Genomic DNA, 25942 nt, shown 5'->3' with positions numbered 1-25942 from the left:
GAACACCGGGTCACACCGGGGCCGCAAGCCCCGGAGACCAGGCCGGGACGAGCGGGTTGACACCGCGGATCGGACCGGGTAATGTTCAGCGTCGGCCCACGAGCGGCCGCCGACCCCCTACGACTAAACCCGTAGGCTGAGGCGTGCTCGACCAAAAGCTTGTGAATATCGCTTGGAACAACTGCCGAGGATATAGCCGCTGATAAGGCGGTGAGTCCGGAGTGTGTTGCTTGAGAACTCAACAGTGTGCTAGTGAACTAAGCCAGTAGAGCTTATATGAAACCCCCTCGTCGGGGTTTCCTTTGAGAGCATTACATTTGCCTCGATTGAATTCGAAGACATTGTTGGAGAGTTTGATCCTGGCTCAGGACGAACGCTGGCGGCGTGCTTAACACATGCAAGTCGAACGCTGAACCCACTTCGGTGGGGGATGAGTGGCGAACGGGTGAGTAACACGTGGGTAATCTGCCCTGCACTCTGGGATAAGCCTTGGAAACGAGGTCTAATACCGGATATCACCACATCAGGCATCTGAAGTGGTTGAAAGTTCTGGCGGTGCAGGATGAACCCGCGGCCTATCAGCTTGTTGGTGGGGTAGTGGCCTACCAAGGCGACGACGGGTAGCCGGCCTGAGAGGGTGACCGGCCACACTGGGACTGAGACACGGCCCAGACTCCTACGGGAGGCAGCAGTGGGGAATATTGCACAATGGGCGCAAGCCTGATGCAGCGACGCCGCGTGAGGGATGACGGCCTTCGGGTTGTAAACCTCTTTCGCCAGGGACGAAGCGCAAGTGACGGTACCTGGATAAGAAGCACCGGCTAACTACGTGCCAGCAGCCGCGGTAATACGTAGGGTGCGAGCGTTGTCCGGATTTATTGGGCGTAAAGAGCTCGTAGGCGGTTTGTCGCGTCGGCCGTGAAATCTCCACGCTTAACGTGGAGCGTGCGGTCGATACGGGCAGACTTGAGTTCGGTAGGGGAGACTGGAATTCCTGGTGTAGCGGTGAAATGCGCAGATATCAGGAGGAACACCGGTGGCGAAGGCGGGTCTCTGGGCCGATACTGACGCTGAGGAGCGAAAGCGTGGGGAGCGAACAGGATTAGATACCCTGGTAGTCCACGCTGTAAACGTTGGGCGCTAGGTGTGGGCGACATCCACGTTGTCCGTGCCGTAGCTAACGCATTAAGCGCCCCGCCTGGGGAGTACGGCCGCAAGGCTAAAACTCAAAGGAATTGACGGGGGCCCGCACAAGCGGCGGAGCATGTGGATTAATTCGATGCAACGCGAAGAACCTTACCTGGGCTTGACATGCGCCAGACATCCCCAGAGATGGGGCTTCCCTTGTGGTTGGTGTACAGGTGGTGCATGGCTGTCGTCAGCTCGTGTCGTGAGATGTTGGGTTAAGTCCCGCAACGAGCGCAACCCTTATCCTACGTTGCCAGCGCGTTATGGCGGGGACTCGTGGGAGACTGCCGGGGTCAACTCGGAGGAAGGTGGGGATGACGTCAAGTCATCATGCCCCTTATGTCCAGGGCTTCACACATGCTACAATGGCTGGTACAGAGGGCTGCGATACCGCGAGGTGGAGCGAATCCCTTAAAGCCGGTCTCAGTTCGGATCGCAGTCTGCAACTCGACTGCGTGAAGTCGGAGTCGCTAGTAATCGCAGATCAGCAACGCTGCGGTGAATACGTTCCCGGGCCTTGTACACACCGCCCGTCACGTCATGAAAGTCGGTAACACCCGAAGCCCATGGCCCAACCCCGCAAGGGGAGGGAGTGGTCGAAGGTGGGACTGGCGATTGGGACGAAGTCGTAACAAGGTAGCCGTACCGGAAGGTGCGGCTGGATCACCTCCTTTCTAAGGAGCACAACACATCCACCAGGCCGGGATTCCCGGACCAACCTTGGTGGGGTGGGCACGGTTTAACACCCGCACGTGGTGTTGCCGGGCTTGCTCAAGGAATTGTGGAACTACTGGCTATGGTCACTCTTGGTCGGCAATGCCTCGACTAGTACTGCGGAGCTTGCTTCGCGTGGAACGTTGGGCCGGCGCCGGGGAGGGTGGTTGTTCACTTGGCACACTGTTGGGTCCTGAGGCAACACGCCTTAGGGCTTCTGCCCTGGGAACGCGTTTGTTTCTGGTGTGGTGTTTGAGAACTGTAGAGTGGATGCGAGCATCTTTGTGGTCAAGTTGTTAAGGGCACATGGTGGATGTCTTGGCTTCAGGAGCCGATGAAGGACGTGGGAGGCTGCGATATGCCTCGGGGAGCTGTCAACCGAGCTGTGATCCGAGGATTTCCGAATGGGGAAACCCAGCACCAGTGATGTGGTGTTACCCGCACCTGAATATATAGGGTGTGTGGAGGGAACGCGGGGAAGTGAAACATCTCAGTACCCGCAGGAAGAGAAAACAACCGTGATTCCGTGAGTAGTGGCGAGCGAAAGCGGAAGAGGCTAAACCGTTTGTATGTCAAGCTGTCAGGCGTTGTGCAGGCGGTGTTGTGGGACCCAGCGTCGAGGATCTGACAGTCCTCGGAATGATCACGTGTGTTAGTGGAACGCCTTGGGATGGGCGGCCGGAGTGGGTGAGAGCCCCGTACGCGAAAACGCATTGTTGGTTGTTTGTTTGGTGTTCCCGAGTAGCAGCGAGCTCGTGGAATTTGCTGTGAATCTGCCGGGACCACCCGGTAAGCCTAAATACTTCCTGAAGACCGATAGCGGACGAGTACCGTGAGGGAAAGATGAAAAGTACCCCGGGAGGGGAGTGAAAGAGTACCTGAAACCGTGTGCCTACAAGCCGTCAGAGCCTTTGGGTGATGGCGTGCCTTTTGAAGAATGAGCCTGCGAGTTAGTGCTGCGTGGCGAGGTTAACCCGTGTGGGGTAGCCGTAGCGAAAGCGAGTCTGAATAGGGCGTATGAGTCGCGTGGTCTAGACCCGAAGCGGAGTGATCTACCCATGGCCAGGGTGAAGCGACGGTAAGACGTCGTGGAGGCCCGAACCCACTTAGGTTGAAAACTGAGGGGATGAGCTGTGGGTAGGGGTGAAAGGCCAATCAAACTCCGTGATAGCTGGTTCTCCCCGAAATGCATTTAGGTGCAGCGTCACGTGTTTCTTGCCGGGGGTAGAGCTACTGGATGGTCTAGGGGCCTTACCGGGTTACCGAAATCAACCAAACTCCGAATACCGGTTAGTGAGAGCGTGGCAGTGAGACGGCGGGGGATAAGCTTCGTCGTCGAGAGGGAAACAGCCCAGAACACCAGCTAAGGCCCCTAAGTGTGTGCTCAGTGGGAAAGGATGTGGGATTGCCCAGACAACCAGGAGGTTGGCTTAGAAGCAGCCACCCTTGAAAGAGTGCGTAATAGCTCACTGGTCAAGTGGTCCTGCGCCGACAATGTAGCGGGGCTTAAGCACACCGCCGAAGCTGTGTCATTCGTGCAATACATCGGCTTCACTCCTTGTGGGTGTTGTCTAGTGGCACGGATGGGTAGGGGAGCGTCCTGCATCCAGGGAAGCGGCGGCGGAAGCCAGTCGTGGAGGGTGTGGGAGTGAGAATGCAGGCATGAGTAGCGAATGCAGAGTGAGAAACTCTGCCGCCGGATGACCAAGGGTTCCTGGGCCAGGCTAATCCGCCCAGGGTAAGTCGGGACCTAAGGCGAGGCCGACAGGCGTAGTCGATGGACAACGGGTTGATATTCCCGTACCCGAGCATGTGCGCCCATGACGAGGCGTTTGATACTAACCACCCAAAGCCGCATCTGAAGCCTTCGGGTGGATGGTGTGTGTGGAGCGTGGGACCTGATTTCGTAGTAGTCAAGCGATGGGGTGACGCAGGAAGGTAGCTCCGCCAGGCGATGGTTGTCCTGGTATAAGCGTGTAGGCCGGAACATAGGCAAATCCGTGTTCCATGAGGCTGAGACGTGATGTGTAGCCGTTTGAGGCGAAGTAGAGTGATCCTATGCTGCCGAGAAAAGCCTCTAGTGAGTGCATGCACGGCCCGTACCCCAAACCAACACAGGTGGTCAGGTAGAGAATACCAAGGCGATCGGGTGAACTGTGGTTAAGGAACTCGGCAAAATGCCCCCGTAACTTCGGGAGAAGGGGGGCCAAACATCCTGAAGCTTTTTACAGGCTAGGGGTGGGTGGCCGCAGAGACCAGCGGAAAGCGACTGTTTACTAAAAACACAGGTCCATGCGAAGTCGCAAGACGATGTATATGGACTGACGCCTGCCCGGTGCTGGAACGTTAAGAGGACCGGTTAGCCTTTCGGGGCGAAGCTGAGAATTTAAGCGCCAGTAAACGGCGGTGGTAACTATAACCATCCTAAGGTAGCGAAATTCCTTGTCGGGTAAGTTCCGACCTGCACGAATGGCGTAACGACTTTCCGGCTGTCTCAACCACAGGCCCGGCGAAATTGCACTACGAGTAAAGATGCTCGTTACGCGCGGCAGGACGGAAAGACCCCGGGACCTTTACTATAGTTTGGTATTGGTTTTCGGTTCGGCTTGTGTAGGATAGGTGGGAGACTGTGAAGCGGCAACGCTAGTTGTTGTGGAGTCGTTGTTGAAATACCACTCTGGTCGAATTGGGAATCTGAACCTCGGACCATGATCTGGTTCAGGGACAGTGCCTGATGGGTAGTTTAACTGGGGCGGTTGCCTCCTAAAGAGTAACGGAGGCGCCCAAAGGTTCCCTCAGCCTGGTTGGCAATCAGGTGTTGAGTGCAAGTGCACAAGGGAGCTTGACTGTGAGACAGACATGTCGAGCAGGGACGAAAGTCGGGACTAGTGATCCGGCACCTCCTGGTGGAAGGGGTGTCGCTCAACGGATAAAAGGTACCCCGGGGATAACAGGCTGATCTTGCCCAAGAGTCCATATCGACGGCATGGTTTGGCACCTCGATGTCGGCTCGTCGCATCCTGGGGCCGGAGTAGGTCCCAAGGGTTGGGCTGTTCGCCCATTAAAGCGGCACGCGAGCTGGGTTTAGAACGTCGTGAGACAGTTCGGTCCCTATCCGCCGCGCGCGTAGGATACTTGAGGAAGGCTGTCCCTAGTACGAGAGGACCGGGACGGACGAACCTCTGGTGTGCCAGTTGTTCTGCCAAGGGCATGGCTGGTTGGCCACGTTCGGAAGGGATAACCGCTGAAGGCATCTAAGCGGGAAGCCTGTTCCAAGATGAGGTATCCCACCCTTTGTGGGTTAAGGCCCCCAACAGACCATTGGGTTGATAGGCCAGAAATGGAAGCACAGTAATGTGTTGTCGAGTTGACTGGTACTAATAGGCCGAGGACTTGCCTACGAAGATGTTACGCATCCACTCTACGGTTCTGAGACACCATGCGTGTTTCGTAGTGTTTCGGTGGTTATAGCGTCAGGGAAACGCCCGGTCCCATTCCGAACCCGGAAGCTAAGCCTGACAGCGCCGATGGTACTGCAACCGAAGGGTTGTGGGAGAGTAGGACACCGCCGAACTTACCTTGAAGGAAGGGCCCCGGTCGAGACGGAAACGTCTCCCGGGGCCTTCCTCCATTTCCCGCCCGGCCGCGTGTCGACCCCCCAATCACGCGTGTCGACCCGGCAATCACACGTGTCGACCCTCCAGACACGCCGGCCGACCGGCAGGTCCGCGAGTCCCGCCTCCAAACACGCGAGATCCGGCCCCAATCACGCGAATCCCGCGCCGGATCACGCGACATCCGCCCCGGATCACACGAGCCACGCACGCCCGGCCCCCGTGATGCCCCGCAGAACACACGCGATGCCTCCCCAGTCACACGCGATGCCCCTCCAGCCACACGTGACGCTCCCGCCCAAGACCTCAACCCGACCCCGGCCGCCCCACCGGCCGCCTCCGCAGCGGCGACGACAACACCAGCGACGTGCTCGTCTCCCCGTACCGCTGCACCGTCTCCAGCAGCGCCTCCAGCTCGGCGGTGTCCCGGCACAGCACCCGCAGCACCCAGCACTCCTCACCGGTCACGTGATCCGCCGCCACGACCTGGGGCAGCGGCAACACCGCCGTCCGGAAGCGAGGCGTGTCCAAGCTGCGAACCCGGGCCCGCACCAACGCCTCGATCGGCAACCCCAGCTTCGTCGTGTCGATGCTCGCCGCGTAGCCCGTGATCACTCCGCGCTCCTCGAGCCGGCGGACCCGCTCCGTCACCGCCGAGCCGGACAGCGAGATCCGGCGGCCCAGCTCCGAAAAGCTCAGCCGGCCGTCCTGCTGCAGGAGCTCCAGCAGGCGCCAGTCGACGTCGTCGAGGTGGTCCACCGCAACTCTCCCGGGTTCGCAGGGCCAGAACAGGGAAATCCCCGGCCGTTCCGGGCTTCCGCCCCGATTCTGCCCTGTCCCGGATCCGCCTTCCCCAGCAGGATTTACCCCATGACACGCACGCTCGCCTTCCCCGCCGCGACACCCGAAGCCGCCGCCCGGTACTTCGCGGCCGAGCTCGGGTTCGAGGTCGATCCCGACGATCTCGTCCAGGACCTCGAAGCCGGACGCACCGAGGGCTACGTCGTCGTCGAGACGCGGGCGCCCGAAGCGTTCGCCCACGCTCGCATCCCCGGTGCCGTCAACCTGCCCTACCGGGACATGACGCCGGAAAGCACGAAAGACCTCGACCGGGACCTCGTCTACGTCTGCTACTGCGAAAGCACCGTCTGCAACGCCGCCACCAAGGGCGCGCTCAAGCTCGCCGAGCTCGGCTTCAAGGTGAAACGGCTCTCCGGCGGCATCACCGCCTGGATCGCCGCCGGCTACCCGGTGGAAGGGGCCACCGAACGAGCAATTCGCTGTGCCTGCTGACCTACCCTGGAACACGTGACACGCATCCTGATCATCCAGCCGGACACGTCGGACCCGCTGGGCCCCCTCGGCGACTGGCTGACCGAGGCCGGCGCCGAACTCGACGTCCGCCTGCAGCCGGACCACGACCTGCCCGACCTCGACGGCTACCAGGCCGTCGTCTGCCTCGGCGGCGGCATGGGCGCCGAAGACGACGCCAAGCACCCGTGGCTCGCCGGCGTCCGGCGCCTGCTGGCCGAGGCCGCGGCGAAGAACCTGCCCACCCTGGGCATCTGCCTCGGCTCACAGCTGCTGGCCGTCGCGACCGGCGGACGCGTCGAGGTCGCCCCCGACGGGCCGGAGGTCGGTCCGCACCTCGTCAGCAAGAAGGACGCGGCGTGGACCGACCCGCTGTTCGCCGACCTGCCGCTGATGCAGGACGTCCTCCAGTTCCACACCGACGCCATCACCCGGCTCCCGCCCGGCGCCGAACTGCTCGCGTCCTCGCCGCGCTACGCGCACCAGGCCTACCGGCTCGGGCGTTGTGTCTACGGTGTCCAGTTCCACATCGAGACGACGCCGGCCGTCGTCGAGAGCTGGGCCGCGGAATGCCCCGAAGAAGCCGAATTCGCCCGGCCGGGCTCGCTCGAGCACGAAAACCTGGTCACCGTGCACGCCGACATCGCCGAAACCTGGCGGCCGTTCGCGCACCGGTTCGTCAAGCTGGCCGCCGGAGAACTCGAAGCGGCGGTCGCCAGTCAACGTACTTTGCCGCTGGCTTAACGACAGAGGTCACAACCAGCAACATCCTGTTAACGCCGGGCGTACCCGTCAGGTACCTTGCGGGAGGAGTCCCCACAAGGGTGCGGAGGTCGGGGTGCAACCCTCGTTGCTGGTCGTGGTCGTCGTCGTCACGGCCCTCATTTTCGATTTCACGAACGGGTTCCACGACACCGCGAACTCGATGGCCACATCGATCGCCACCGGGGCGCTCAAGCCCCGCGTGGCCGTCGCGATCTCGGCGGTCCTGAACCTGGTCGGCGCGTTCCTGTCGGTCGAAGTCGCCAAGACGATCTCCAGCGGCCTCGTCGACGACACGAAGATCGGCCCGGCGATCGTCTTCGGCGGGCTGATCGGCGCCATCGTCTGGAACCTCGTGACGTGGTTCGTCGGCCTGCCGTCGAGCTCGTCGCACGCCTTGTTCGGCGGCCTGATCGGCGCCACCTGGATCTCGGCGGGCGCCGACTCCGTCCACTTCGGAAAGATCGTCGAGAAGGTCCTGGTCCCGGCCGCGGCCAGCCCGGTCATCGCCGGGCTCGTCGCGATGACCGCCACCTACCTGGTCTACCGCTTCCTCGTGCGCGGCCGCCCGGCCACGCGCGGGTTCAAGGTCGGCCAGGTCGTCTCGGCCTCCCTGGTCTCGCTCGCGCACGGCACCAACGACGCGCAGAAGACGATGGGCATCATCACGCTCACCCTCGTCACCGCCGGCAGCCTTCCGGCCGGCGCGCCGCCGCCCGTCTGGGTGATCGTCAGCGCCGCGTGCGCGCTGGCGCTCGGCACCTACCTCGGCGGCTGGCGCATCACCCACACCCTCGGCAAGGGCCTGACGGACATCGAGGGCCCGCAGGGCTTCGCCGCCCAGACGAGCTCGGCCCTGGTCATCCTGGTCTCGTCGCGGCTGGGCTTCCCGCTGTCGACGACGCACGTCTGCTCGGGCGGGATCGTCGGCTCCGGCGTCGGCCGGCGGGACGCGCCGGTGCGCTGGCGGATGGCGGGCCGGATGGTCGTCGCCTGGCTGTTCACGCTGCCCGCGGCCGCGATCATCGGCGCGATCTCCGGCAAGATCGCCTCGCTCGGCGACGCGGGCACGATCGCCGTCGGCGTCGTCGGGGCCGGCGTCGGCCTCGGCATCTACCTCCTCTCGCGGCGCCACCCCGTCACCGCGCACAGCTTCCAGGTGCCCGAGCCGACGCCCGCCGGAACCGAGCCGGGCCGGCTCGCGGCCTGAGCCGCGTTCCCCGGCTACGGTGGTCGGTGATGGCAGACCGCGCGCGAACGACCGCTTCGGCGGCGAGGTACGGCTTCACCGATGCCCGTGCCGAGGGTCAGTTGCGCGCGGCCGGCTGGTGGGCCGACGCCGGCCCGGTCGAGCCGGCCGCCGACGTGCTCGCGGCGTTGTCCCGCACCGCCGACCCGGACCTCGCACTGCGCGGCCTGGACCGGATCCGCGAGGCCGACGCCGCCGAGTGGGCCGCCCTCGAAGCGCAGCTGCGCACGCACCGGACGTTCCGCGGCCGCTTCCTCAGCGTGCTCGGGACGTCGAGCGCGCTCGCCGACTTCCTCGCCGCCCACCCGGAGCAGTGGCACTCGCTCACCGGGGACAAGTGCACCGACTCCGCCTGCTACCGCGAAGCGCTGCGCACGGCGCTGCTCGATGGCGACGGTTCGGTGCTCACCGGGCTCAAGGCCGAGCAGGCGCTGAAGGTCGCCTACCGCAGCCAGCTGCTCGGCATCGCCGCCGCCGATCTCGGGCACGTCGTCGAGGCCGGGCTCGAGCACCCGGGCTACGCCGAGGTCGCGGCGCAGCTGACCGTGCTCGCGGAGGCCACGCTCGCGGCCGGGCTGGTCGTCGCCGAGGCCGAAGCCGGTGCGTCCGCCGAAGGCACCCTGGCGGTCATCGCGATGGGCAAGTGCGGCGGCCGGGAGCTCAACTACGTCAGCGACGTCGACGTCATCTTCGTCGGCGAGGGCGACCTCGGCCTCGCGACGCGGCTGGCGAGCACGATGATGCGCGTCGTCGGCAAGGCGTGCTTCGAGGTCGACGCGGCGCTGCGCCCCGAAGGCAAGGCCGGCGCGCTCGTCCGGACCCTCGACGGCCACCACGGCTACTACCAGAAGTGGGCCAAGACCTGGGAGTTCCAGGCGCTGCTCAAGGCGCGGCCGGTGGCGGGCGACGCCGACCTCGGCCGCCAGTACGCCGAGATGGTGGCGCCGCTGGTGTGGTCGGCGGCCGACCGCGACAACTTCGTCGCCGAGGTGCAGCAGATGCGCCGCCGGGTCGAGGGCCACGTGCCGTCCGAGCACGCCGAACGCGAGTTGAAGCTGGGCCGCGGCGGCCTGCGCGACGTCGAGTTCGCCGTGCAGCTGCTGCAGCTCGTGCACGGCCGGGTCGACGCGGACCTGCGCTCACCGTCCACGATGGACGCGCTCGCGGCGCTCGGCGAAGGCGGGTACGTCGGCCGTCAGGACGCCGCCGAGCTGGGCGCGTCGTACGAGTTCCTGCGGATGATCGAGCACCGGCTGCAGCTGCGGCGGCTGCGCCGGACGCACCTGTTCCCGGCGGCGGCGGACACCGACGAGCTCCGCATCCTCGCCAGGGCCAGCGGGATCAAGGCGAGCGGCGGCAAGAGCCAGGGCGAGGCGCTGCTCGCGGAGTTCCGGCGGCACGGCAAGGGAATCCGGCGGCTGCACGAGAAGATCTTCTACCGGCCGCTGCTGCAGTCGGTCGCGAACGTGCCTGCCGAGGCGCTGCGCCTGACCACCAAGCAGGCCGCCAGCCGCCTGGCCGCGCTCGGCTACACCGCACCCGACGGCGCGCTCCAGCACATCAAGGCCCTCACCGCGGGCGTCTCGCGGCGCGCGGCGATCCAGCAGGCGCTGCTGCCGGTGCTGCTCGACCTCTTCGCCGACACCCCCGACCCCGACGGCGGCCTGCTGTCGTACCGGAAGGTGTCCGAGGCACTCGAGGAAACGCCGTGGTACCTGCGGGTGCTGCGCGACGAGGGCACGGTCGTGGAGAACCTGGCCTTCCTGCTGGGCACGTCACGGCTGGTGCCCGACCTGTTGGTCCGCGCGCCGGAGGTGCTGCAGCTGCTCGGCGACCCGGCCCGGCTGCTGGGCCGCACGCCCGCCGAGGTGGCGACGTCGCTGCGGGCCGCCGTCCGGCGTCAGCCCGGGTTGAACGCCGCCATCGCCGCCGCGCGTTCGCTGCGGCGGCACGAACTCCTGCGCGTCGCCTGCGCGGACCTGCTCGGGTTGCTCGACGTGCGCGAGGTCTGCGAAGCGCTGTCTTCGGTGTGGGTCGCGGTGCTGCAGGGCGCGCTGGCCGCGGCGTTCCGCCAGCGGCAGGCCGAGCTCGGCCGCACGCCGGCGCGCATCGCCGTGATCGGGATGGGCAGGCTCGGCGGCGCCGAACTCGGCTACGGCTCGGACGCGGACGTGCTCTTCGTGTGCGAGCCGTCCGAAGGGGTTTCGGATGCCGACGCCGTGAAGTTCGCTTCGTCGGTCGCGGAGGCGGTCCGGAAGATGCTGGGCGCGCCGAGTTCGGATCCCGCGCTGGTGGTCGACGCCGACCTGCGGCCGGAGGGCCGGAGCGGGCCGCTGGTCCGGACGCTGGAGTCGTACCGCGCCTACTATGCGCGGTGGGGCGAGGTGTGGGAGGCGCAGGCGCTGCTGCGGGCCCGGTTCGTCGCGGGCGACGACGACCTCGGCGAGCGCTTCATCGCGATGATCGATCCGATCCGCTACCCCGAAGGCGGCCTGGACGCGACGAAGTCGCGCGAGATTCGCCGCATCAAGGCCCGCGTCGAGACTGAGCGCATGCCCCGCGGCGCCGACGCGACGCTGCACACGAAGCTCGGCCGCGGCGGCCTCGCCGACGTCGAGTGGACGGTGCAGCTGCTGCAGCTCCAGCACGCGCACGAGGTCCCCGGGCTCCGCACGACGTCGACGCTCGACGCGCTGGCGGTGCTCCCGGAGGCGGGCCTGGCCGAGCGGCCGGAAGCGGACTCGCTGACGGAGGCGTGGCTGCTGGCGACCCGCGTGCGCAACGCGGGGATGCTGGTCCGCGGCAAGGCGGTCGACCAGGTCCCGGGCTCGGGCCGCGACCTGGCGGCGGTGGCCCGCGTCCTCGGCCAGTCGGCGGTCGACGACCCGGGCGAGTTCCTCGACACGTACCGCCGCCTCACCCGCCGGGCGCACGCGGTGGTGGAGCACCTGTTCTACGAGGCCTGACCTACAGTGGCCTGGTGACCGATCGCGAGCCGTTCCGGACCCGGATCAAGGTCCGGCACTACGAGCTGGACACCCTGGGCCACCTCAACCACGCCGTGTACCACTCGTACGGCGAAGTCGCGCGCTTGGAGCTGCTCGAAGCGGCGGGCGCCCTGCACGGCATGGGCAAGGTGGCGTCGGTGCTGCTGGAGACGAACGTGGTGTTCCGCCGAGAACTGCGCGCGGGCGACGTCGTGGACGTGACCTGCGACGTGAAGTTCGGCAGCGGCAAGACGTTCAAGATGGATTCGAACATCATCAAGCTCGACGGCACCCTGGCGGCGGAGATCGCCTGCACCCTGGGCCTGATGGACCTGGAGATCCGCAAGCTGGTGGCCGACCCGCGAGCAGCCTTCGAGGCGGCCGGCGCGGACCTGAAGGTGCTGTCGACCTCGGAATAGGAGAAACGCCGGTGGCGAGGGCTCTTCGCACCTCACCACCGGCGTGTCCGGGGGCGTCCTAGCCGATCACACGTCGTAGTACAGGGCGAACTCGTACGGGTGCGGGCGCAGGCGCAGCGGGTCGATCTCGTTCTCGCGCTTGTACGAGATCCACGTCTCGATCACGTCCGGGGTGAACACGCCACCTTCGAGCAGGTAGTCGTGGTCCGCCTCGAGCGTGTCCAGGACCGTGCCCAGGTCGCCCGGGACGAGCTTGACGTCCTTGGCCTCCTCGGGCGGGAGCTCGTAGAGGTCCTTGTCGATCGGCTCCGGCGGCTCGATCTTGTTCTTGATGCCGTCGAGGCCGGCCATCATCATCGCCGAGAACGCCAGGTACGGGTTGCCCGAGGAGTCCGGGCAGCGGAACTCGGCGCGCTTGGCCTTCGGGTTGTTGCCCGTGATCGGGATACGGACACAAGCCGAACGGTTGCGCTGCGAGTACACCAGCGAAACCGGGGCCTCGAAGCCCGGGACCAGGCGGTGGTAGGAGTTCACCGTCGGGTTCGTGAAGGCCAGCAGGCTCGGGGCGTGCTTGAGCAGGCCGCCGATGTAGTGGCGCGCGGTGTCCGACAGGCCGGCGTAGCCCGACTCGTCGTGGAACAGCGGCTGGCCGTCCTTCCACAGCGACTGGTGGCAGTGCATGCCCGAGCCGTTGTCACCGGCGAGGGGCTTCGGCATGAACGTCGCCGTCTTGCCCGCCGCGAACACCGTGTTCTTCACGATGTACTTGAACAGCTGCAGGTCGTCGGCCGCGTGCAGCAGCGTGTTGAACTTGTAGTTGATCTCGGTCTGGCCGGCGGTGCCCACCTCGTGGTGCGCGCGCTCGATCTCGAAACCGGTGTTCGTCAGGTTGCGGACGATGTCGTCGCGCAGGTCGGCGAAGTGGTCGACCGGCGGGACCGGGAAGTAGCCGCCCTTGAACTTCGTCTTGTAGCCCTGGTTGCCGCCCACCTCGTCGGCGCCGGTGTTCCACCAGCCCTCGATCGAGTCGATCTCGTGGAACGAGGCGTGCTCGGCGGAGTCGAAGCGGACCGAGTCGAAGATGTAGAACTCGGCTTCGGGGCCGAAGTAGACGTTGTCGGCGACGCCGTACTCGGAGATGTACTGCTCGGCCTTGCGCGCGATGTTGCGCGGGTCGCGGCTGTACGCCTCACGGGTGAAGGGGTCGTGCACGAAGAAGTTGAGGGCGAGGGTCTTCGCCTTGCGGAACGGGTCGATCCGCGCGGTCGCCGCGTCCGGCAGCAGCAGCATGTCGGACTCGTGGATGGACTGGAAGCCGCGCACCGAGGAGCCGTCGAACGCGAGACCCTCTTCGAAGACGTCTTCGGTGAAGGCCTTGGCGGGGACCGTGAAGTGCTGCATCACGCCGGGCAGGTCGCAGAACTGGACGTCGATGACTTCGACGTCCTCATCGGCGATGAGGCGCTGGATGTCGTCTGGAGTAGTGGGCACCCTCGGTGACTCCTTCTCGTTCGAGCTCGTACGGCAGTGCTCTCTTCGGCTCACGCTAAAAGTGCGGTGTTGCCCGACCGTCACCCGTATGTTTCGCCGGTGTTAACGGGTGGTCGATATCGGGTATCCGACCAGGTCGGATGTGGTCCGCGCCACCGGCATACCCTAGACGGGTGGCGAGATGGACCGGTGAATGGCTGCCCGGCACCGGCGACGGTGGCCAGGGCACTGATCAGCACGGCTCGCGCTGGCCGGGCGAGAAGCTCGGTTTGCCCGAATCGGGCGTCGGCTCGGCGGCGAGCGGGGGTGCGCGGCTGCTCGGGCTGATCGTCGACCTGGTCGTCGCGGCCCTGGTCACGGCGATCTTCCTGCACCCCAGCCTGCAGGACCCGGCCGCGATGCAGGAGTTCAACCTCTGGTCCGGCGGCGTGTGGGCGGTCATCTCGGTGATCTCCGCCGGCTTCTTCGGCTTCACCCCTGGCATGGCCGTGGTGGGCGTCCGCGTCGCGCGGCTCGACGGCGCCGCGCTGGTCGGCCCGCTGCGCGCGCTGGTCCGGGCCGCGCTGACGTTCGTGCTCATCCCGGCGGCGGTCCGCAACGCCGACGGCCGCAGCTGGCTCGACCGGCTGACCGGCACCGTCGTCATCCGGATGCGCTGAACCGCGTACAAGAAAGGCCCCGTCCGGCTTGGACGGGGCCTTTCTCGTACGCGGGGTCAGCGGCGGCGGATCGTCCGCTGGACGTTGCGCATCTTCGCGCCGGCGGGCATCGGGCCCTTGGGCAGCGCCGCGCCGCGGTTGCCGAGCGCGGCCAGCTTCGCCTCGAGGGCGTCGACCTGGGCCGGCTTGAGGTTGCGCGGCAGCTTCATCAGGTAGCCCTGGAGCTTCTTCAGCGGGATCTGCTTCTCTTCGTGCCCGATGATCACGTCGTAGATCGGCGTGTCGCCGATCAGCCGGGCGACGCGCTTCTTCTCCTGGGCGAGGAGCGTCTTCACGCGGTGCGGCGCGCCTTCGGCGACCAGCACGACACCCGGGCCGCCGAGAACGCGGTGCACGGCGTCGAGCTGCGTCGTCGCCGCGACGGTCGGCGTCACCTTCCAGCGGCCGCGCAGGTTCTCCAGCGCCCACGCCGCGGCGCCGGGCTGGCCGTCGGCCTTCGAATAGACGGTCTTCTGGACGCGCCTGCCGAAGATGATCATGGCGAGCAGGCCGCCGAGGATCAGGCCCAAGGGCAGCAGCACCCACTGCGCGTCGAAGAAGAACCCGATGCCGAAGGCCACGCCGGCGACGACGACGATCGCCCCGACCATCCACGGGATGAGCCAGGGGTCTTCCTTGCGCTGCATCTTGAAGGCCTCGAAGAGCTGGCCACGGCGCGCCTTGCTCGCCGCGCGCTTCTCCTTCTTGGCCTGCTTGGCCGCTTCCTTGTCCTGCTTACCCGCCATATGACCAGGATACGGCCGCGTGCCCCTGCCCGGTTTCCCCGTCCCCCTCTGCGAGGATGCCGGACGTGACCGGCGTACTTTCACCCAGGAGCCTGAACCGTCTGCTCGATGGCCTCGACCCCGAGCAGCGCGCCGCCGCCAGTGCCCCGCGGGGGCCGGTCTGCGTGCTGGCCGGCGCCGGCACGGGCAAGACGCGCACGATCACCCACCGGATCGCCCACTTGGTCCGGTCCGGGCACGTTTCCGCCGGTCAGGTCCTCGCCGTCACGTTCACGACGCGCGCCGCGGGGGAGATGCGGACCCGGCTGCGCGGCCTCGGCGTCGACGCGGCGCAGGCCCTGACGTTCCACGCCGCCGCCCGCCGCCAGCTCCGCTACTTCTGGCCGCGCGTGGTCGGCGACCGGCCGTGGGACCTGCTGGAGAACAAGCTGCGCTACGTCGGCCAGGCCGCGAACCGGGCCAAGCTCGGCACCGAGGTCGAGGTCCTGCGCGACCTGGCGAGCGAGATCGAGTGGGCGAAGGCGTCGCTGATCAGCCCGGACGACTACCCGGCCGTCACCGCGCGCGCCCAGCGCGACATCCCGGCCCCGGCGGCGCAGGTCGCCGAGGTTTACCGCACGTACGAAGAACTGAAGAACGCCGCGCAGGTGCTCGACTTCGACGACCTCCTGCTGCACACGACCGCGGTGCTCGAGGAGCACGGCGCCGTCGCCGAGGAGTTCCGGGACCGCTACCGCTGCTTCGTCGTCGACGAGTACCAGGACGTCACCCCGCTGCAGCAGCGCCTGCTCGACGCGTGGCTCGGCGGCCGCGACGACCTGACCGTCGTCGGCGACGCCAACCAGACCATCTACTCCTTCGGCGGCGCGTCGCCGCGGCCGCTGCTCGAGTTCACCCGGCGCTACCCGGACGCCACCGTCGTCCGCCTCGAGCGGGACTACCGGTCGACGCCCGAGGTCGTCGCGCTGGCCAACCGGGTGATCGGCGCGGCACGGGGCCGGCCGGCGGGCTCGCGGCTGAAGCTGATCGGCCAGCGGCCGCCGGGGCCGGAGCCGCGCTTCGCCGAGTTCGACGACGAGGCGGTCGAGGCCGAGGCCGTCGCCCGCCGGGTCCGCGACCTGCTCGACGGCGGCGTCTCGGCGAGCGAGATCGCGATCCTCTACCGGGTGAACGCCCAGTCCGAGGCCTACGAGTCGGCGCTGGCCGACGCCGGCATCCCGTACCTGGTCCGCGGCGGCGAGCGGTTCTTCAACCGGACGGAGGTCCGGCAGGCCATGTCCGCACTGCGGGCGGCGAGCGGCGACGGCAGCTCCGACCTGGTCACGACGGTCCGTTCGGTGCTCGCGCGGGTCGGCCTGACCGAGTCGCCGCCCGCCGGCGGCGCGGCGAAGGAGCGCTGGGACGCCCTCCTGGCGATCGTCGAGCTGGCGGAGGAGCTCGCGGCGACGGTCGCGGACGCGGACCTGCCGCGCTTCTGCGCCGAGCTCGACCAGCGCGCCGCGGCCCAGCACCCGCCGACGGTCGAGGGCGTGACGCTGGCGTCGCTGCACGCGGCCAAGGGCCTGGAGTGGGACGCGGTGTTCCTCGTCGGCCTCGCCGAGGGCACGATGCCGATCCTCCACGCCGGCGACGACGAAGCGGCGATCGAGGAGGAACGGCGGCTGTTCTACGTCGGCGTCACCCGGGCCCGCGAGCACCTGTGGCTGTCCTGGGCGCTGGCCCGCACGCCGGGCGCGCGGCGCAACCGGCGCCGCAGCCGGTTCCTCTACGGCCTGGTCCCGGAGGACCACCCGGCCGCGCGCGTCGCCCGGTCCCAGCAGCAGAAGCCGTCGACGCCGGTCAAGACGCGCTGCCGGGTGTGCGGCGGGCCCCTGCTGGAGACGCTCGACGTCAAGCTGGGCCGCTGCGGCCGCTGCCCGTCCACAGTGGATGAGGACCTGCTGGAGCGGCTGAAGTCGTGGCGCGCCGACCGGGCCCGCGAGCTCAAGGTGCCGGCGTTCGTCGTCTTCACGGACGCGACGCTGACGGCCATCGCCGAGCAGCGCCCGGCCGACGAGGCGGCACTGGTGTCGATCTCCGGCATCGGCGCGACGAAGCTCGAGCGCTTCGGCGCGGAGATCCTCGGCGTCGTCCGGGCCTCGACGGGGTCTTGACCGCGTCCGAACCATGATCGACGCGGCGAACCCGCTGCTCAGGGGCGATCTTCGTAACTTCGAGGATTTTCCGGTTAATTAAGTTGCCTCGGTGTGGTGCGGAGCAATAACCTGCCAGTACCGAGCCCGAAGGGCTCGACTGGGGATCTACGAGAGCGCCGCTCGGCGGCCGCGTGTGCAGAGTACAGAAGGAGGTGCCGGTGAAATGACCATCAACATGACGCTCACGAACCCGGGCACCCGTCTGTCCTGCGCCGCGGAAGTTGCGGCTGCTCAGCGCCCGGGCACCGGTGTGTTCGCGAGCGCTCACGAGATCCGTGGCACGCGGCGCGTCTCGCGTCGTTGGGCCACCGGTGTCGTCGTCTTCGGGACGCAGGGCGTTCTCGCCGCGTACCCGCAGGCCGATCTGCCGACCATCAAGCAGTTCCGTGTTCCGTTGTCGATACGGGAGCGAAGTTCCTGACCTAGTCAGGACTCAAGGCTCACGAAGGCCGCGGAACCGGATAACCCGGATCCGCGGCCTTCGTGTTTTTGGCTGCACAACCCAAGAGGAACCAGCGTTGCCCAGCTCCAGCACCCAACCGAAAACCCGTACGGCACAAGGAGGAACCCCCATGTCTTCGGCCATCGCCTACACCTCCGGTGAGGCAATATTCACCGACCTGCTCGACCCGATCGCCGTCCCCGACGTCGCGCTGCCCTGCCGTTCGGGCGACGCGGACCTCTGGTTCGCGGAGTCCCCGGCCGAGCTCGAGCGCGCCAAGGCGCAGTGCGCGGACTGCCCGGTCCGCGAGGCCTGCCTGGCCGGCGCCCTGGCTCGTCGCGAGCCGTGGGGCGTATGGGGCGGCGAGATCTTCGAGCGCGGCGCGGTGATCGCCCGCAAGCGGCCCCGTGGCCGTCCGCGCAAGAACGCCGCTGTCGAGCCCGCCGCGGCCAAGGCCGGCGGCGACCACCGGAGCGCCGCCGCATGAGCGTCGAGCCGGTCACCACGAGGGATTACGAAGCCCACCCCCGCAGCGAACAGCTGCAGCTGACGAAGACCGAGATCGAGGAGATCAGCGAGATGTTGCTTTACGAAGAACTGTCGAGGGCCCGAATACGGGACCTGGAAGAGGGCGTCCGCGCCCAGCGCGCCCGAGGAGGCGCGCGTGCGGTCCGCCGCTGGACGCGAGTGGCCCGGTGGGCTGCCCGCCGGGCGGAGCGGTACCAGGAACAGAACTGAGCACAGGGCCCCTGCCACCCCTCTCCGGGTGGTGGGGGCCTTGCGCTTGGCCGCCTGGGTCGGCAGGTGGGGCCGCGCCGGCTCGGTGTGCGGGGCGGTTGCCGTGTGCGGGGCGGTTGCCGTGTGCGCGGGCTGGCGCCGCCGGCGTGGTGGCTGAAACCCGTGCCGCCGGGGTCGGCGGCGGCTGCGTGCACGTCGGATTGCGTCGCCGGTGCGGTTGACCGCGCGTTCGAGGGCGCGCACGGGCGCGTCGTGCGTGTGGTTCCTGCCCGTGTCGCTCGGATCGTCGGGGCCTCCTTCGGGATTTCTCGGTGTTGAATGGGGTGATGTCCGGACACAGCCACGATGACATCGACTGGGCGGACCGCCTGGCTCAGTTGCGCATGGCCGACGCCCTCGATGCCGAGGCGCTCGCGCCCGTCGCGCGGCGGCTGCTCGGCTCGGTCGCCGACCGGCCGGCCGTTGTCGACGTCGGGTGCGGGGCCGGAGGGATGAGCGTGCTTTTCGCGCGTGAGCTCGGCCGGGCCGGCGGGGGCACGGTCGTGCTCGTCGATGCCACTCCGAAGCTGCTCGCCGAGGCCGAACGGGCCGTCGTCGAGGCGGCCGGCGATTCCGTCGAGGTCGTCAGCCTGCTCGGGGACCTCACCGATCCGACGCTGGCCGTGCCCGGTGCCGATCTCGTGTGGGCTTCCGGCGTGGTGCACCACGTCGGTGACCAGCAGGCCACGCTGCGCACGCTCGCCGGGCTGCTGCGTCCGGGCGGGGTGCTCGCCATCTCCGAGGGCGGGCTCGAGATGCGGTGCCTTCCGTGGGAGCTCGGCGTCGGCAGGCCCGGGCTGGAGCAGCGGCTGCTCGCCGCGCGGGCGTCGTGGTTCGCGCGGATGCGGGCCGGGATCCCGGGCAGCGTCGCCATGCCCTACGGCTGGCCGCGCGCACTGCGCGAAGCCGGCCTCGAGGACGTCGAGTCGTTCGGCGCGCTCATCGACCACCCGATGCCGGGCTCGGACCTCCTGCGCGAGTACGTGGTGCACCGCGTCGGGTGGTTCGCGGACTCGGCCGGGGAGTGGCTCGACGCCGACGACCGCGCCGCCGTGGCCGTGCTGACCGACCCGCAGAGCCCGGACTTCCTCGGCCACCGCGACGACCTCTACCTGCTCGGCGCCAAGGTGATCCACAGTGGACGGTCGCGGTGAGCGCGCCGGAACCGGTGGCGTGCACACGCTGTGGCCGCACCCGCTCCGCCGACGACGATCCGGCTACGGCGCTCGCGTGGGTTTCCACCCGTGAGCGGGGCGTGGTGCGGTGGCTGTGCCCGGAGTGCGCGCGTCAGCACGTGCGCGACATCGAAGGCAAGCTGCCGGACGAGTACTGGTGATCATCGCTCTCCTGCTTCGGTGTGATTGACGGCGTCACTCGCGTGATTGGAGCCGTATCTCGCGTGATTGGAGGCGCATCTCGCGTGATTGCGGGGTCGACTCGCCGGGTGGGGCCGGGGTTGGGTCAGGCGGCGTCTCCGGTTGGTGTCAGCGGGACCGCTCTGACCTTGGGGCGGGGCGTGCGGGAGGCGTCGCCGAATGCCCTGGCCAGCTCCTGGGCCACCTGCCCGGGGACCTGGCGCAGCTGCCGCACCGTGCAGCGGACCAGGACGATTCCCGTCGCCGCCAGCGCCAGGTGGCTGAAGCCGCCGCCGTGGCCGGGGCTGCAGCGGTACTGCCAGGCCAGGCCGATCTCGTCCCACCAGGCGTCGGCCTCGCCGAGGCGGCGGCCGCGGCGGTCGCAGATCGTCAGGTCCCAGCTCGGCGGGGGGAGCGGGACCAGGTCCAGCACCCGCGCCGCCAGGCCGTGAGCCTGGATCGGGCCCTCGTCGAGCTCGCGGAGCACCTTGCGGACCGTCGCCGTGCCGCGTTGGGGACCCTCTTCGAGCTCCGTCAGCAGCTCCTGCCGGTCGCACAGGCCCCAGTAGAGCGGCAGCGTCAGCAGCCGGTGGATGCGAGCCGGGTCGGGTTCGGACCGGGCCAGGTCCAGCGTCGCGCGAGCCGGCGGGGCGAACGGCAGGCCGTCGACCAGCACCGGCTCCGGTAATCGGGCCGTTCGCGCCAGGCGGACCCCTTCGCACGCCACCACCCGGCAGTGGTCGGGCACCAGCAGCTGGATGTCATCCGGCGCCGGGCACTTGACGCCGTGGGCCTGCAGGGCGTCGGCCCCGGTGATCACCACCCCCGGCCCGTAGCGGACCAGCGCGGCGTGCAGCAGCTGCTGCCGCGTCGGGGCCGTGTTGCGCAGCAGGACGACACCGGGGTGCAGGCGGCGCCACGGCCCACCGGGACCGCAGAGCCGCCGGGTTCTTCGGTTGGACACCCCCGCCCGGCGTAGCTGTTCGAGGGTCATCACCTCGCCCCCACCGGGATTACGAAGGGCGAGCGGGTCAGTGCATTGAGTAGCTGTCATGCTCCGAGCATGGCGGCTCGGCCAACCGGGTGGAACCCCGTCCGCCCCAGCTGTGGACAACTCCGCCGTTTCCGGCCGTTCGCGCCCCCACCTGTGGACAACTTCAGCCGGCGAACCCCGGCTGCCAGCGCTCCACGATGCCGCGGGCCGGGATCTCCGCGTCGAGCTGGCAGAGGATGCCCGTCGACCCCGCCGTCACCCGGTGGATCATCAGGTACTCGGGCGGCAGGTTCAGCATCCGCCCGACCCGGAAGTCGTTGCCGCGGCTGTCGCCGACCCGCCCGGCCTGCTTCTGCATCCAGCGGCGGGTGAAGTGGAACGTCGGCGCCGCCAGCGGCTCGGTGAACGGCGCCAGGTAGGCGAGCACCTCGTCCGCCGTCAGGTCGCTGTCCGGCCGGATGAACCGGTTCTCCCGCAGCAGGCGCATCAGCCCGGCCGACTCGCCGTCGAGAGCCAGCCGCGTCATCTCGCCCAGGTGCCGCGGGATGCCCTCGGGCAGCCGGGCGACGCCGCCGAAGTCGATGACGCACAGCCTGTCGTCTTCGGTGATCATGAAGTTGCCCGGGTGCGGGTCGGAATGCAGCAGGTGGACGCGCTCCGGCGACGAGTAGTGGAACTCCGCCAGCAGCCGGCCCGCCAGGTTCCGGGTCTCGCGGTCGCCGTCCGCGATCACTTTCGACAGCGGCGTGCCTTGCGCCCACTCCGTGACGACGACCTTCGGCGCGCTGGCCACCACCCGCGGCACCAGGATGCCGGGATCGCCGTCGAACGCCTTCGCGAAGGCGCGCTGGTGCTGGGCCTCGGCCTGGTAGTCGAGCTCCTCGTTCATCCGCTCGGCGAGCTCGGCCAGCAGCGGCTTGACCTCGGTGCCGGGCACGAACGCCTGGAACAGCCTGCTGAACCGCTGCAGCTGCCGCAGGTCGCTGCGCAGGGCCTCGTCGGCGCCCGGGTACTGCACCTTGACCGCGACCGTGCGGCCGTCGTGCCAGACCGCGCGGTGCACCTGGCCGATGCTCGCGGCCGCCGCCGGTTCGTCGTCGAACGACGCGAACCGGCTGGTCCAGGTCCGGCCCAGCTGCTCGGCGAGCACCCGGTGGGTCTGGCGGACCGACATCGGCGGCGCGGCGGCCTGCAGCTTCGTCAGCGCTTCGCGGTACGGCTTCGCCATGTCGTCCGGGACCGCCGCCTCGAACACGCTCAGCGCCTGGCCGAACTTCATCGCGCCGCCCTTGAGCGTGCCGAGCACCTCGAACAGCTGCTCCGCGGCCTTCGCCGACAGCGTCGCGTTCACCTGCTCCGCACTCTGCCCCGCGAGCCGCTTGCCCCAGCCGCCGACCGCGCGACCGGCGATGCCGAGCGGGAGACTGGCGAGTTTGGCGGTACGGGCGGCACCCTTGCGCGGCATCGCGGTGTCACGATCGGCTGGGTCGCGGAAGTCGGTCACACCGGCGATTCTGCCTTGCGGCCTCGGCGGCGCGCAGCCTGCGAGCGACGTCTTCGTGGGCTACGTCGCCTGGATCACCTCCCGCGCGCCGCAGCCGCACCTCGGGTGCGGCGGCCAGGCGCGGTGGCGGATGCGGCCGGCGAAGGCGTCGATCTCGAGGGTGGCGTTCCACACCGGTGGGGCCGGCGCGCCGGGCGAGAGCAGCCGCATGGCCTGGGCGACGGCCAGCGACGCGCAGGAGTGGACCGCGCCGAGGTCGGGCCGCTGGTGCCGGCCGGCGAGCTGCCCGGCGACGCGCGGCCAGCACGGGTCGAGCTCCGTGCGGTGCAGGTCGGCGCAGCGTAGGCACGAGCTGCGGCCCGGCACCACCAGCGGCCCGACGATGGCCGTGCCGTCGCGGATGCGTGCCGCCAGGTGTGGCACGCCGTCCGCCATCAGCTCGGCGACGAGCTCGGGCGCGGGGACGACGGCGTCGGTGAGCAGGGCCAGGTCCGGGTGGCGGTCGTGCAGGCGGGTGACGCGGACCTCGGGATCGACCCGGCGGAGCAGGTCGGCGAGGGCCTGGCGCCGGGGCCGGCCGAGGTCGGCGTCGGTGCAGCCCGAACCGAGGTCGTGTTCGGTGACCGTGCCGGGTACCTGCAGCTCGACGTGGCCGATGCCGGCGTTGGCCAGCAGGACGGCGGCCGCCACCGCCACCCGGCCGTCGCCGTGCACGGAAACCGCGGCGGCGCGCCGCCGCGCCGCCATGGCCGGCTGGTGGTGGCGGGCCCGCAGCGACCAGAGGCCCGGCTCGCCGCGGAAGCCCGGGCCGTCGGGCCGGCCGGCGTCGGTGACCAGGCCGAGCGCGGTCAGCTGCCGCAGCAGGGTGCGCAACTGGTCGCGGTGTTCGCTCTCCGCGAGCAACAGCCGTTCGACGGGCTTGCTGCCGTCGAGGGCGCGCAGCTTCGCGGTGAGGTGCGGGGAGAGGTTTTCGACGATCACGCCGTGGCGCGGGTCGAGCCCGATCTGGATCTCGCGCGGGCCGCGTTCGAGCACGGTGAGGCCCGGGAGCAGGGCAGGGTGGGCCGGCAGCACGACCGGTGGCATGTCCGCGGTGTCGAGGATCATGTCCGCAGGATGGCACCCGGCGGCGACGGGAAGGCCGCGGAAGGCGCCGGAAGGGCCGAGTTGTCCACAAGTGGAACCGGCTGTGGACAACTCGGGTCTGTGACCTCAAGGCGCTCGGAGTTGTCGGTGCCTGGCCTTACCGTTGTCGGGTGGTCGAAGCACGGATGCCCTCACTGAGAGGCCGGGGGGAAACGAACCCCCCGTCGGACACACCCGGACACAAGGTCGAAGTGCGGCGCAGCCAGCGCCGGCACCGGACGGTCACCGCGTATTGGAACGACGACACGCTCGTCGTGCTCATCCCCGCGCGGATGACCAGGGCGGAGGAGAAACACTGGGTCGCCGAGATGGAGCGCAAGCTGCAGCGCTCGGAACCACGTCGGCCGGCGTCCCCGAAGACGTCGGACGAAGCCCTGCTCGCGCGCTGCGCGCTGCTGTCGGGCAAGTACCTGGGCGGCACCGCGGTGCCGGCGAGCGTCCGCTGGGTGCCGCCGATGCGCACGCGGTGGGCGTCCTGCACGCCGGTCGACGCGACCATCCGGGTCAGCGAACGGCTGCGGAAGGTGCCTCCGTGGGTGCTGGACTACGTGCTGGTGCACGAGCTGGCGCACCTGCGGGAGCCCGGGCACGACGCGGCCTTCTGGGCGCTGGTGCAGCGGTACCCGAAGACCGAGCGGGCGATCGGGTACCTGGAGGGGTTGTCGGCCGCGGCCGGGTGGGGGATCTCCACCGAGGACTGAGCGGGTGACGGGTGGCCGGGGTGACCTGCTCTCGGGTGGGTTGCCCCGGCTGGTTCCGGAGCCAGTGCCTCGCCGGATGTCATGAACGACTCTTTCATGACGTCGGACGCAGTGAACGGGTCTTTCATGGCACTGCGAGCCAGGTGGCCTTCGTCGCCGGGACACTGCTGAACTGCAGAAAGCCGGTGCTCCGCGCTCGCGGGGCACCGGCCTTCCGAGACTCAGCAGCTCAAGACTGCTTGCCGCCCTCTTCCGACGGCGGTTCGTCCTTCTTCTCGCGCTCCGAACGCTCGGCCTGCTCCGTGCGCTCCAGCTCGGCGATCGGGTCCAGGTCGTCGATCGAACCCGCCGAGCCCACGCGGTCGGCGAAGTCGATCGGCTCGTCCAGGTCCTCCGCCGTCGGCATCAGGTCCGGGTGGGACCAGAGGCCGTCGCGCTTCTCGAGGCCGTGGCGGTCGCCCACCAGCTTCCACAGGTTCGATGCGTCCCTCATGCGGCGGGGGCGCAGCTCCAGGCCCACCAGCGTCGCGAACGTCTGCTCCGCCGGGCCGCCCGTGGCGCGGCGGCGGCGCAGCGTCTCGCGCAGCGCGTCCGCTCCCGGCAGGCGGTCGCCGACCGCTTCGGCCACCGTGACGTCCACCCAGCCCTCGACCAGGGCAAGAAGGGTCTCGAGGCGACGCAGCGCCGCCTTCTGCTCCTCCGTCGTCTGGGGCTCCAGCAGCCCCGAGGACATCGCCTCTTCGATGCTCGCCGGGTTCGACGGGTCGATGCGGCCCGCCAGTGACTCCAGTGCGGACGTGTCCACCGAAATCCCGTGGGCGAACTCCTCGACCGTCGCCAGCAGGCGCTGCCGCAGCCACGGCACGTGCGTGAACAGGCGCTGGTGCGCCGCCTCGCGGGCGGCCAGGAACACCAGGATCTCGCTGTTCGGCAGCTCGAGGCCCTCGGCGAACTTCTCGATGTTCGCCGGCAGCAGCGCCGACGTGCCGGCCGGGGCCAGCGGCAGGCCGATCTCCGTCGACGTCAGCATCTCCGACGCCAGCTGGGCCAGCGCGTTGCCGAGCTGGGAGCCGAACGCCATCCCGCCCATCTGCCCCATCATCTGGAGCAGCGGGCCCGCGGCCTGCTTCGCCTCCTCCGGCAGGGCCTGCATCCAGGCGCCGGAAACCTGCTGGGCGACGGGGTCGCACAGCCGCTGCCACGTCGGCAGCGTCTTCTCCACCCAGGACCGCGGCGACCAGGCGACCGTCGACGTCGCGCCGGCCGGGAACACCGTGGCCGCGTCGAGCCACAGCTCGGCCAGGTGGGCCGCGTCGCGGACCGCGGCGTTCGCGTCGTCTCCGCCGCGGAAGCCGAGCTTGCTCTCGCCGGTGTTGCCGGCACTGCCCAGCGTCTGGAGGGCGATCTGCTTGGCGAGGTCGTAGTTCACCGGCCCGCTGGAGCTGCCGGCCTGGCTGAGCATCTGGCCCAGCTGGCTCAGCATCTGCCCGAGCTGGTTGAAGGCCTCGGCGCCGGAGGGCTCCGGAGGCTCGTTCTCACCTCGTTTGTCGGGATCGGAAGGCCCGAAGCCGAACGGGGGTTTGCTCATGTGTCCACCGTACGCGGGTCGGGGCGCGCCGAGCGCGTCAACCGTGGCCTTCACCGGGAAG

At 68.7% G+C, this 25942-nt stretch carries 20 protein-coding genes and 3 rRNA genes; 16 read left to right on the top strand and 7 right to left on the bottom strand.

The window, feature by feature from the left end:
• Nucleotides 1-341 precede the first annotated feature (341 nt).
• From BLW76_RS02535 to rrf, 3 genes are all read left to right on the top strand, one after another.
• Nucleotides 342-1862, top strand: a 16S ribosomal RNA gene (locus tag BLW76_RS02535).
• 326 nt (nt 1863-2188) lie between these two features.
• Nucleotides 2189-5303, top strand: a 23S ribosomal RNA gene (locus tag BLW76_RS02530).
• Between the two features lie 56 nt (nt 5304-5359).
• Nucleotides 5360-5476, top strand: a 5S ribosomal RNA gene (gene rrf / locus BLW76_RS02525).
• The 16S, 23S and 5S rRNA genes sit together here, the layout of an rRNA operon.
• A 346-nt stretch (nt 5477-5822) precedes the next feature.
• Here rrf and BLW76_RS02520 read toward each other — a convergent pair.
• Nucleotides 5823-6275 carry an Lrp/AsnC family transcriptional regulator gene (locus tag BLW76_RS02520; RefSeq protein ID WP_091304234.1) on the bottom strand — a complete coding sequence of 151 codons (453 nt, stop codon included), beginning with the start codon at nt 6273-6275 and terminating at the stop codon, nt 5823-5825.
• Between the two features lie 111 nt (nt 6276-6386).
• On the opposite strand from BLW76_RS02520, the gene BLW76_RS02515 reads away from it, so the two are divergent.
• From BLW76_RS02515 to BLW76_RS02495, 5 genes are all read left to right on the top strand, one after another.
• On the top strand, nt 6387-6809 hold the full coding sequence (locus BLW76_RS02515; protein ID WP_091304233.1) for a rhodanese-like domain-containing protein: 423 nt from the start codon (nt 6387-6389) through the stop codon (nt 6807-6809).
• Between the two features lie 15 nt (nt 6810-6824).
• Entirely contained in the window at nt 6825-7571 is a 747-nt protein-coding gene (locus tag BLW76_RS02510) for a type 1 glutamine amidotransferase (protein WP_091304232.1), read from the top strand.
• 94 nt (nt 7572-7665) lie between these two features.
• Nucleotides 7666-8799 carry an inorganic phosphate transporter gene (locus tag BLW76_RS02505; RefSeq protein WP_167384437.1) on the top strand — a complete coding sequence of 378 codons (1134 nt, stop codon included), beginning with the start codon at nt 7666-7668 and terminating at the stop codon, nt 8797-8799.
• A gap of 29 nt (nt 8800-8828) precedes the next feature.
• Nucleotides 8829-11804: a bifunctional [glutamine synthetase] adenylyltransferase/[glutamine synthetase]-adenylyl-L-tyrosine phosphorylase gene (locus tag BLW76_RS02500; protein ID WP_167384436.1), complete on the top strand. Its 2976-nt coding sequence runs from the start codon at nt 8829-8831 to the stop codon at nt 11802-11804.
• Nucleotides 11805-11818: 14 nt separating this feature from the next.
• Nucleotides 11819-12244, top strand: coding sequence for an acyl-CoA thioesterase (locus BLW76_RS02495; protein ID WP_091304229.1), 426 nt, complete (start codon nt 11819-11821; stop codon nt 12242-12244).
• A gap of 66 nt (nt 12245-12310) precedes the next feature.
• Here the strand turns inward: BLW76_RS02495 and glnA are convergent, their stop codons facing one another.
• Nucleotides 12311-13735: a type I glutamate--ammonia ligase gene (gene glnA / locus BLW76_RS02490; RefSeq protein WP_091304228.1), complete on the bottom strand. Its 1425-nt coding sequence runs from the start codon at nt 13733-13735 to the stop codon at nt 12311-12313.
• Between the two features lie 269 nt (nt 13736-14004).
• Here glnA and BLW76_RS02485 point away from each other — a divergent pair, with 269 nt between their 5' ends.
• On the top strand, nt 14005-14394 hold the full coding sequence (locus BLW76_RS02485) for an RDD family protein (protein WP_091304724.1): 390 nt from the start codon (nt 14005-14007) through the stop codon (nt 14392-14394).
• A gap of 56 nt (nt 14395-14450) precedes the next feature.
• Here the strand turns inward: BLW76_RS02485 and BLW76_RS02480 are convergent, their stop codons facing one another.
• Complete coding sequence (locus tag BLW76_RS02480) at nt 14451-15179, bottom strand: DUF4191 domain-containing protein (protein ID WP_091304227.1); 729 nt, start codon at nt 15177-15179, stop codon at nt 14451-14453.
• Between the two features lie 65 nt (nt 15180-15244).
• On the opposite strand from BLW76_RS02480, the gene BLW76_RS02475 reads away from it, so the two are divergent.
• The 6 genes from BLW76_RS02475 to BLW76_RS02450 all read left to right on the top strand — a co-directional run bounded on the left by BLW76_RS02475 (nt 15245) and on the right by BLW76_RS02450 (nt 19929).
• Entirely contained in the window at nt 15245-17332 is a 2088-nt protein-coding gene (locus tag BLW76_RS02475; RefSeq protein WP_091304226.1) for an ATP-dependent DNA helicase UvrD2, read from the top strand.
• 205 nt (nt 17333-17537) lie between these two features.
• Nucleotides 17538-17795 carry a hypothetical protein gene (locus BLW76_RS02470; protein ID WP_091304225.1) on the top strand — a complete coding sequence of 86 codons (258 nt, stop codon included), beginning with the start codon at nt 17538-17540 and terminating at the stop codon, nt 17793-17795.
• 151 nt (nt 17796-17946) lie between these two features.
• The gene (locus BLW76_RS02465; protein ID WP_091304224.1) at nt 17947-18303 is read left to right on the top strand and encodes a WhiB family transcriptional regulator; all 357 of its coding nucleotides are present in this window, start codon (nt 17947-17949) and stop codon (nt 18301-18303) included.
• Nucleotides 18300-18554 carry a hypothetical protein gene (locus tag BLW76_RS02460; protein ID WP_091304223.1) on the top strand — a complete coding sequence of 85 codons (255 nt, stop codon included), beginning with the start codon at nt 18300-18302 and terminating at the stop codon, nt 18552-18554. Before BLW76_RS02465 ends, BLW76_RS02460 begins: the two co-directional genes overlap by 4 nt.
• Nucleotides 18555-18880: 326 nt before the next feature.
• Nucleotides 18881-19747: a class I SAM-dependent methyltransferase gene (locus BLW76_RS02455; protein WP_167384435.1), complete on the top strand. Its 867-nt coding sequence runs from the start codon at nt 18881-18883 to the stop codon at nt 19745-19747.
• Nucleotides 19744-19929, top strand: coding sequence for a hypothetical protein (locus BLW76_RS02450; protein WP_091304221.1), 186 nt, complete (start codon nt 19744-19746; stop codon nt 19927-19929). The genes BLW76_RS02455 and BLW76_RS02450 overlap by 4 nt, the downstream gene beginning before the upstream one ends.
• Before the next feature lie 125 nt (nt 19930-20054).
• Here BLW76_RS02450 and BLW76_RS02445 read toward each other — a convergent pair whose 3' ends face one another.
• The 3 genes from BLW76_RS02445 to BLW76_RS02435 form a co-directional block, all read right to left on the bottom strand.
• Entirely contained in the window at nt 20055-20942 is an 888-nt protein-coding gene (locus BLW76_RS02445; RefSeq protein WP_091304220.1) for a hypothetical protein, read from the bottom strand.
• Nucleotides 20943-21105: 163 nt separating this feature from the next.
• Nucleotides 21106-22446 carry an ABC1 kinase family protein gene (locus tag BLW76_RS02440; RefSeq protein ID WP_091304219.1) on the bottom strand — a complete coding sequence of 447 codons (1341 nt, stop codon included), beginning with the start codon at nt 22444-22446 and terminating at the stop codon, nt 21106-21108.
• Between the two features lie 60 nt (nt 22447-22506).
• Nucleotides 22507-23553, bottom strand: a complete 1047-nt coding sequence (locus BLW76_RS02435) for a ThiF family adenylyltransferase (RefSeq protein WP_091304218.1) — start codon at nt 23551-23553, stop codon at nt 22507-22509.
• 230 nt (nt 23554-23783) lie between these two features.
• Here BLW76_RS02435 and BLW76_RS02430 point away from each other — a divergent pair, with 230 nt between their 5' ends.
• Nucleotides 23784-24293 (top strand): M48 metallopeptidase family protein, encoded by a 510-nt coding sequence (locus BLW76_RS02430; protein WP_013223146.1) that lies wholly within the window; start codon nt 23784-23786, stop codon nt 24291-24293.
• Between the two features lie 229 nt (nt 24294-24522).
• Here BLW76_RS02430 and BLW76_RS02425 read toward each other — a convergent pair whose 3' ends face one another.
• The gene (locus BLW76_RS02425) at nt 24523-25881 is read right to left on the bottom strand and encodes a zinc-dependent metalloprotease (protein WP_167384434.1); all 1359 of its coding nucleotides are present in this window, start codon (nt 25879-25881) and stop codon (nt 24523-24525) included.
• Between the last annotated feature and the right edge of the window lie 61 nt (nt 25882-25942).

It is taken from the genome of Amycolatopsis tolypomycina (assembly GCF_900105945.1).
Taxonomy (GTDB): domain Bacteria; phylum Actinomycetota; class Actinomycetes; order Mycobacteriales; family Pseudonocardiaceae; genus Amycolatopsis; species Amycolatopsis tolypomycina.
This window is presented reverse-complemented; position numbering and strand designations above follow the sequence as displayed.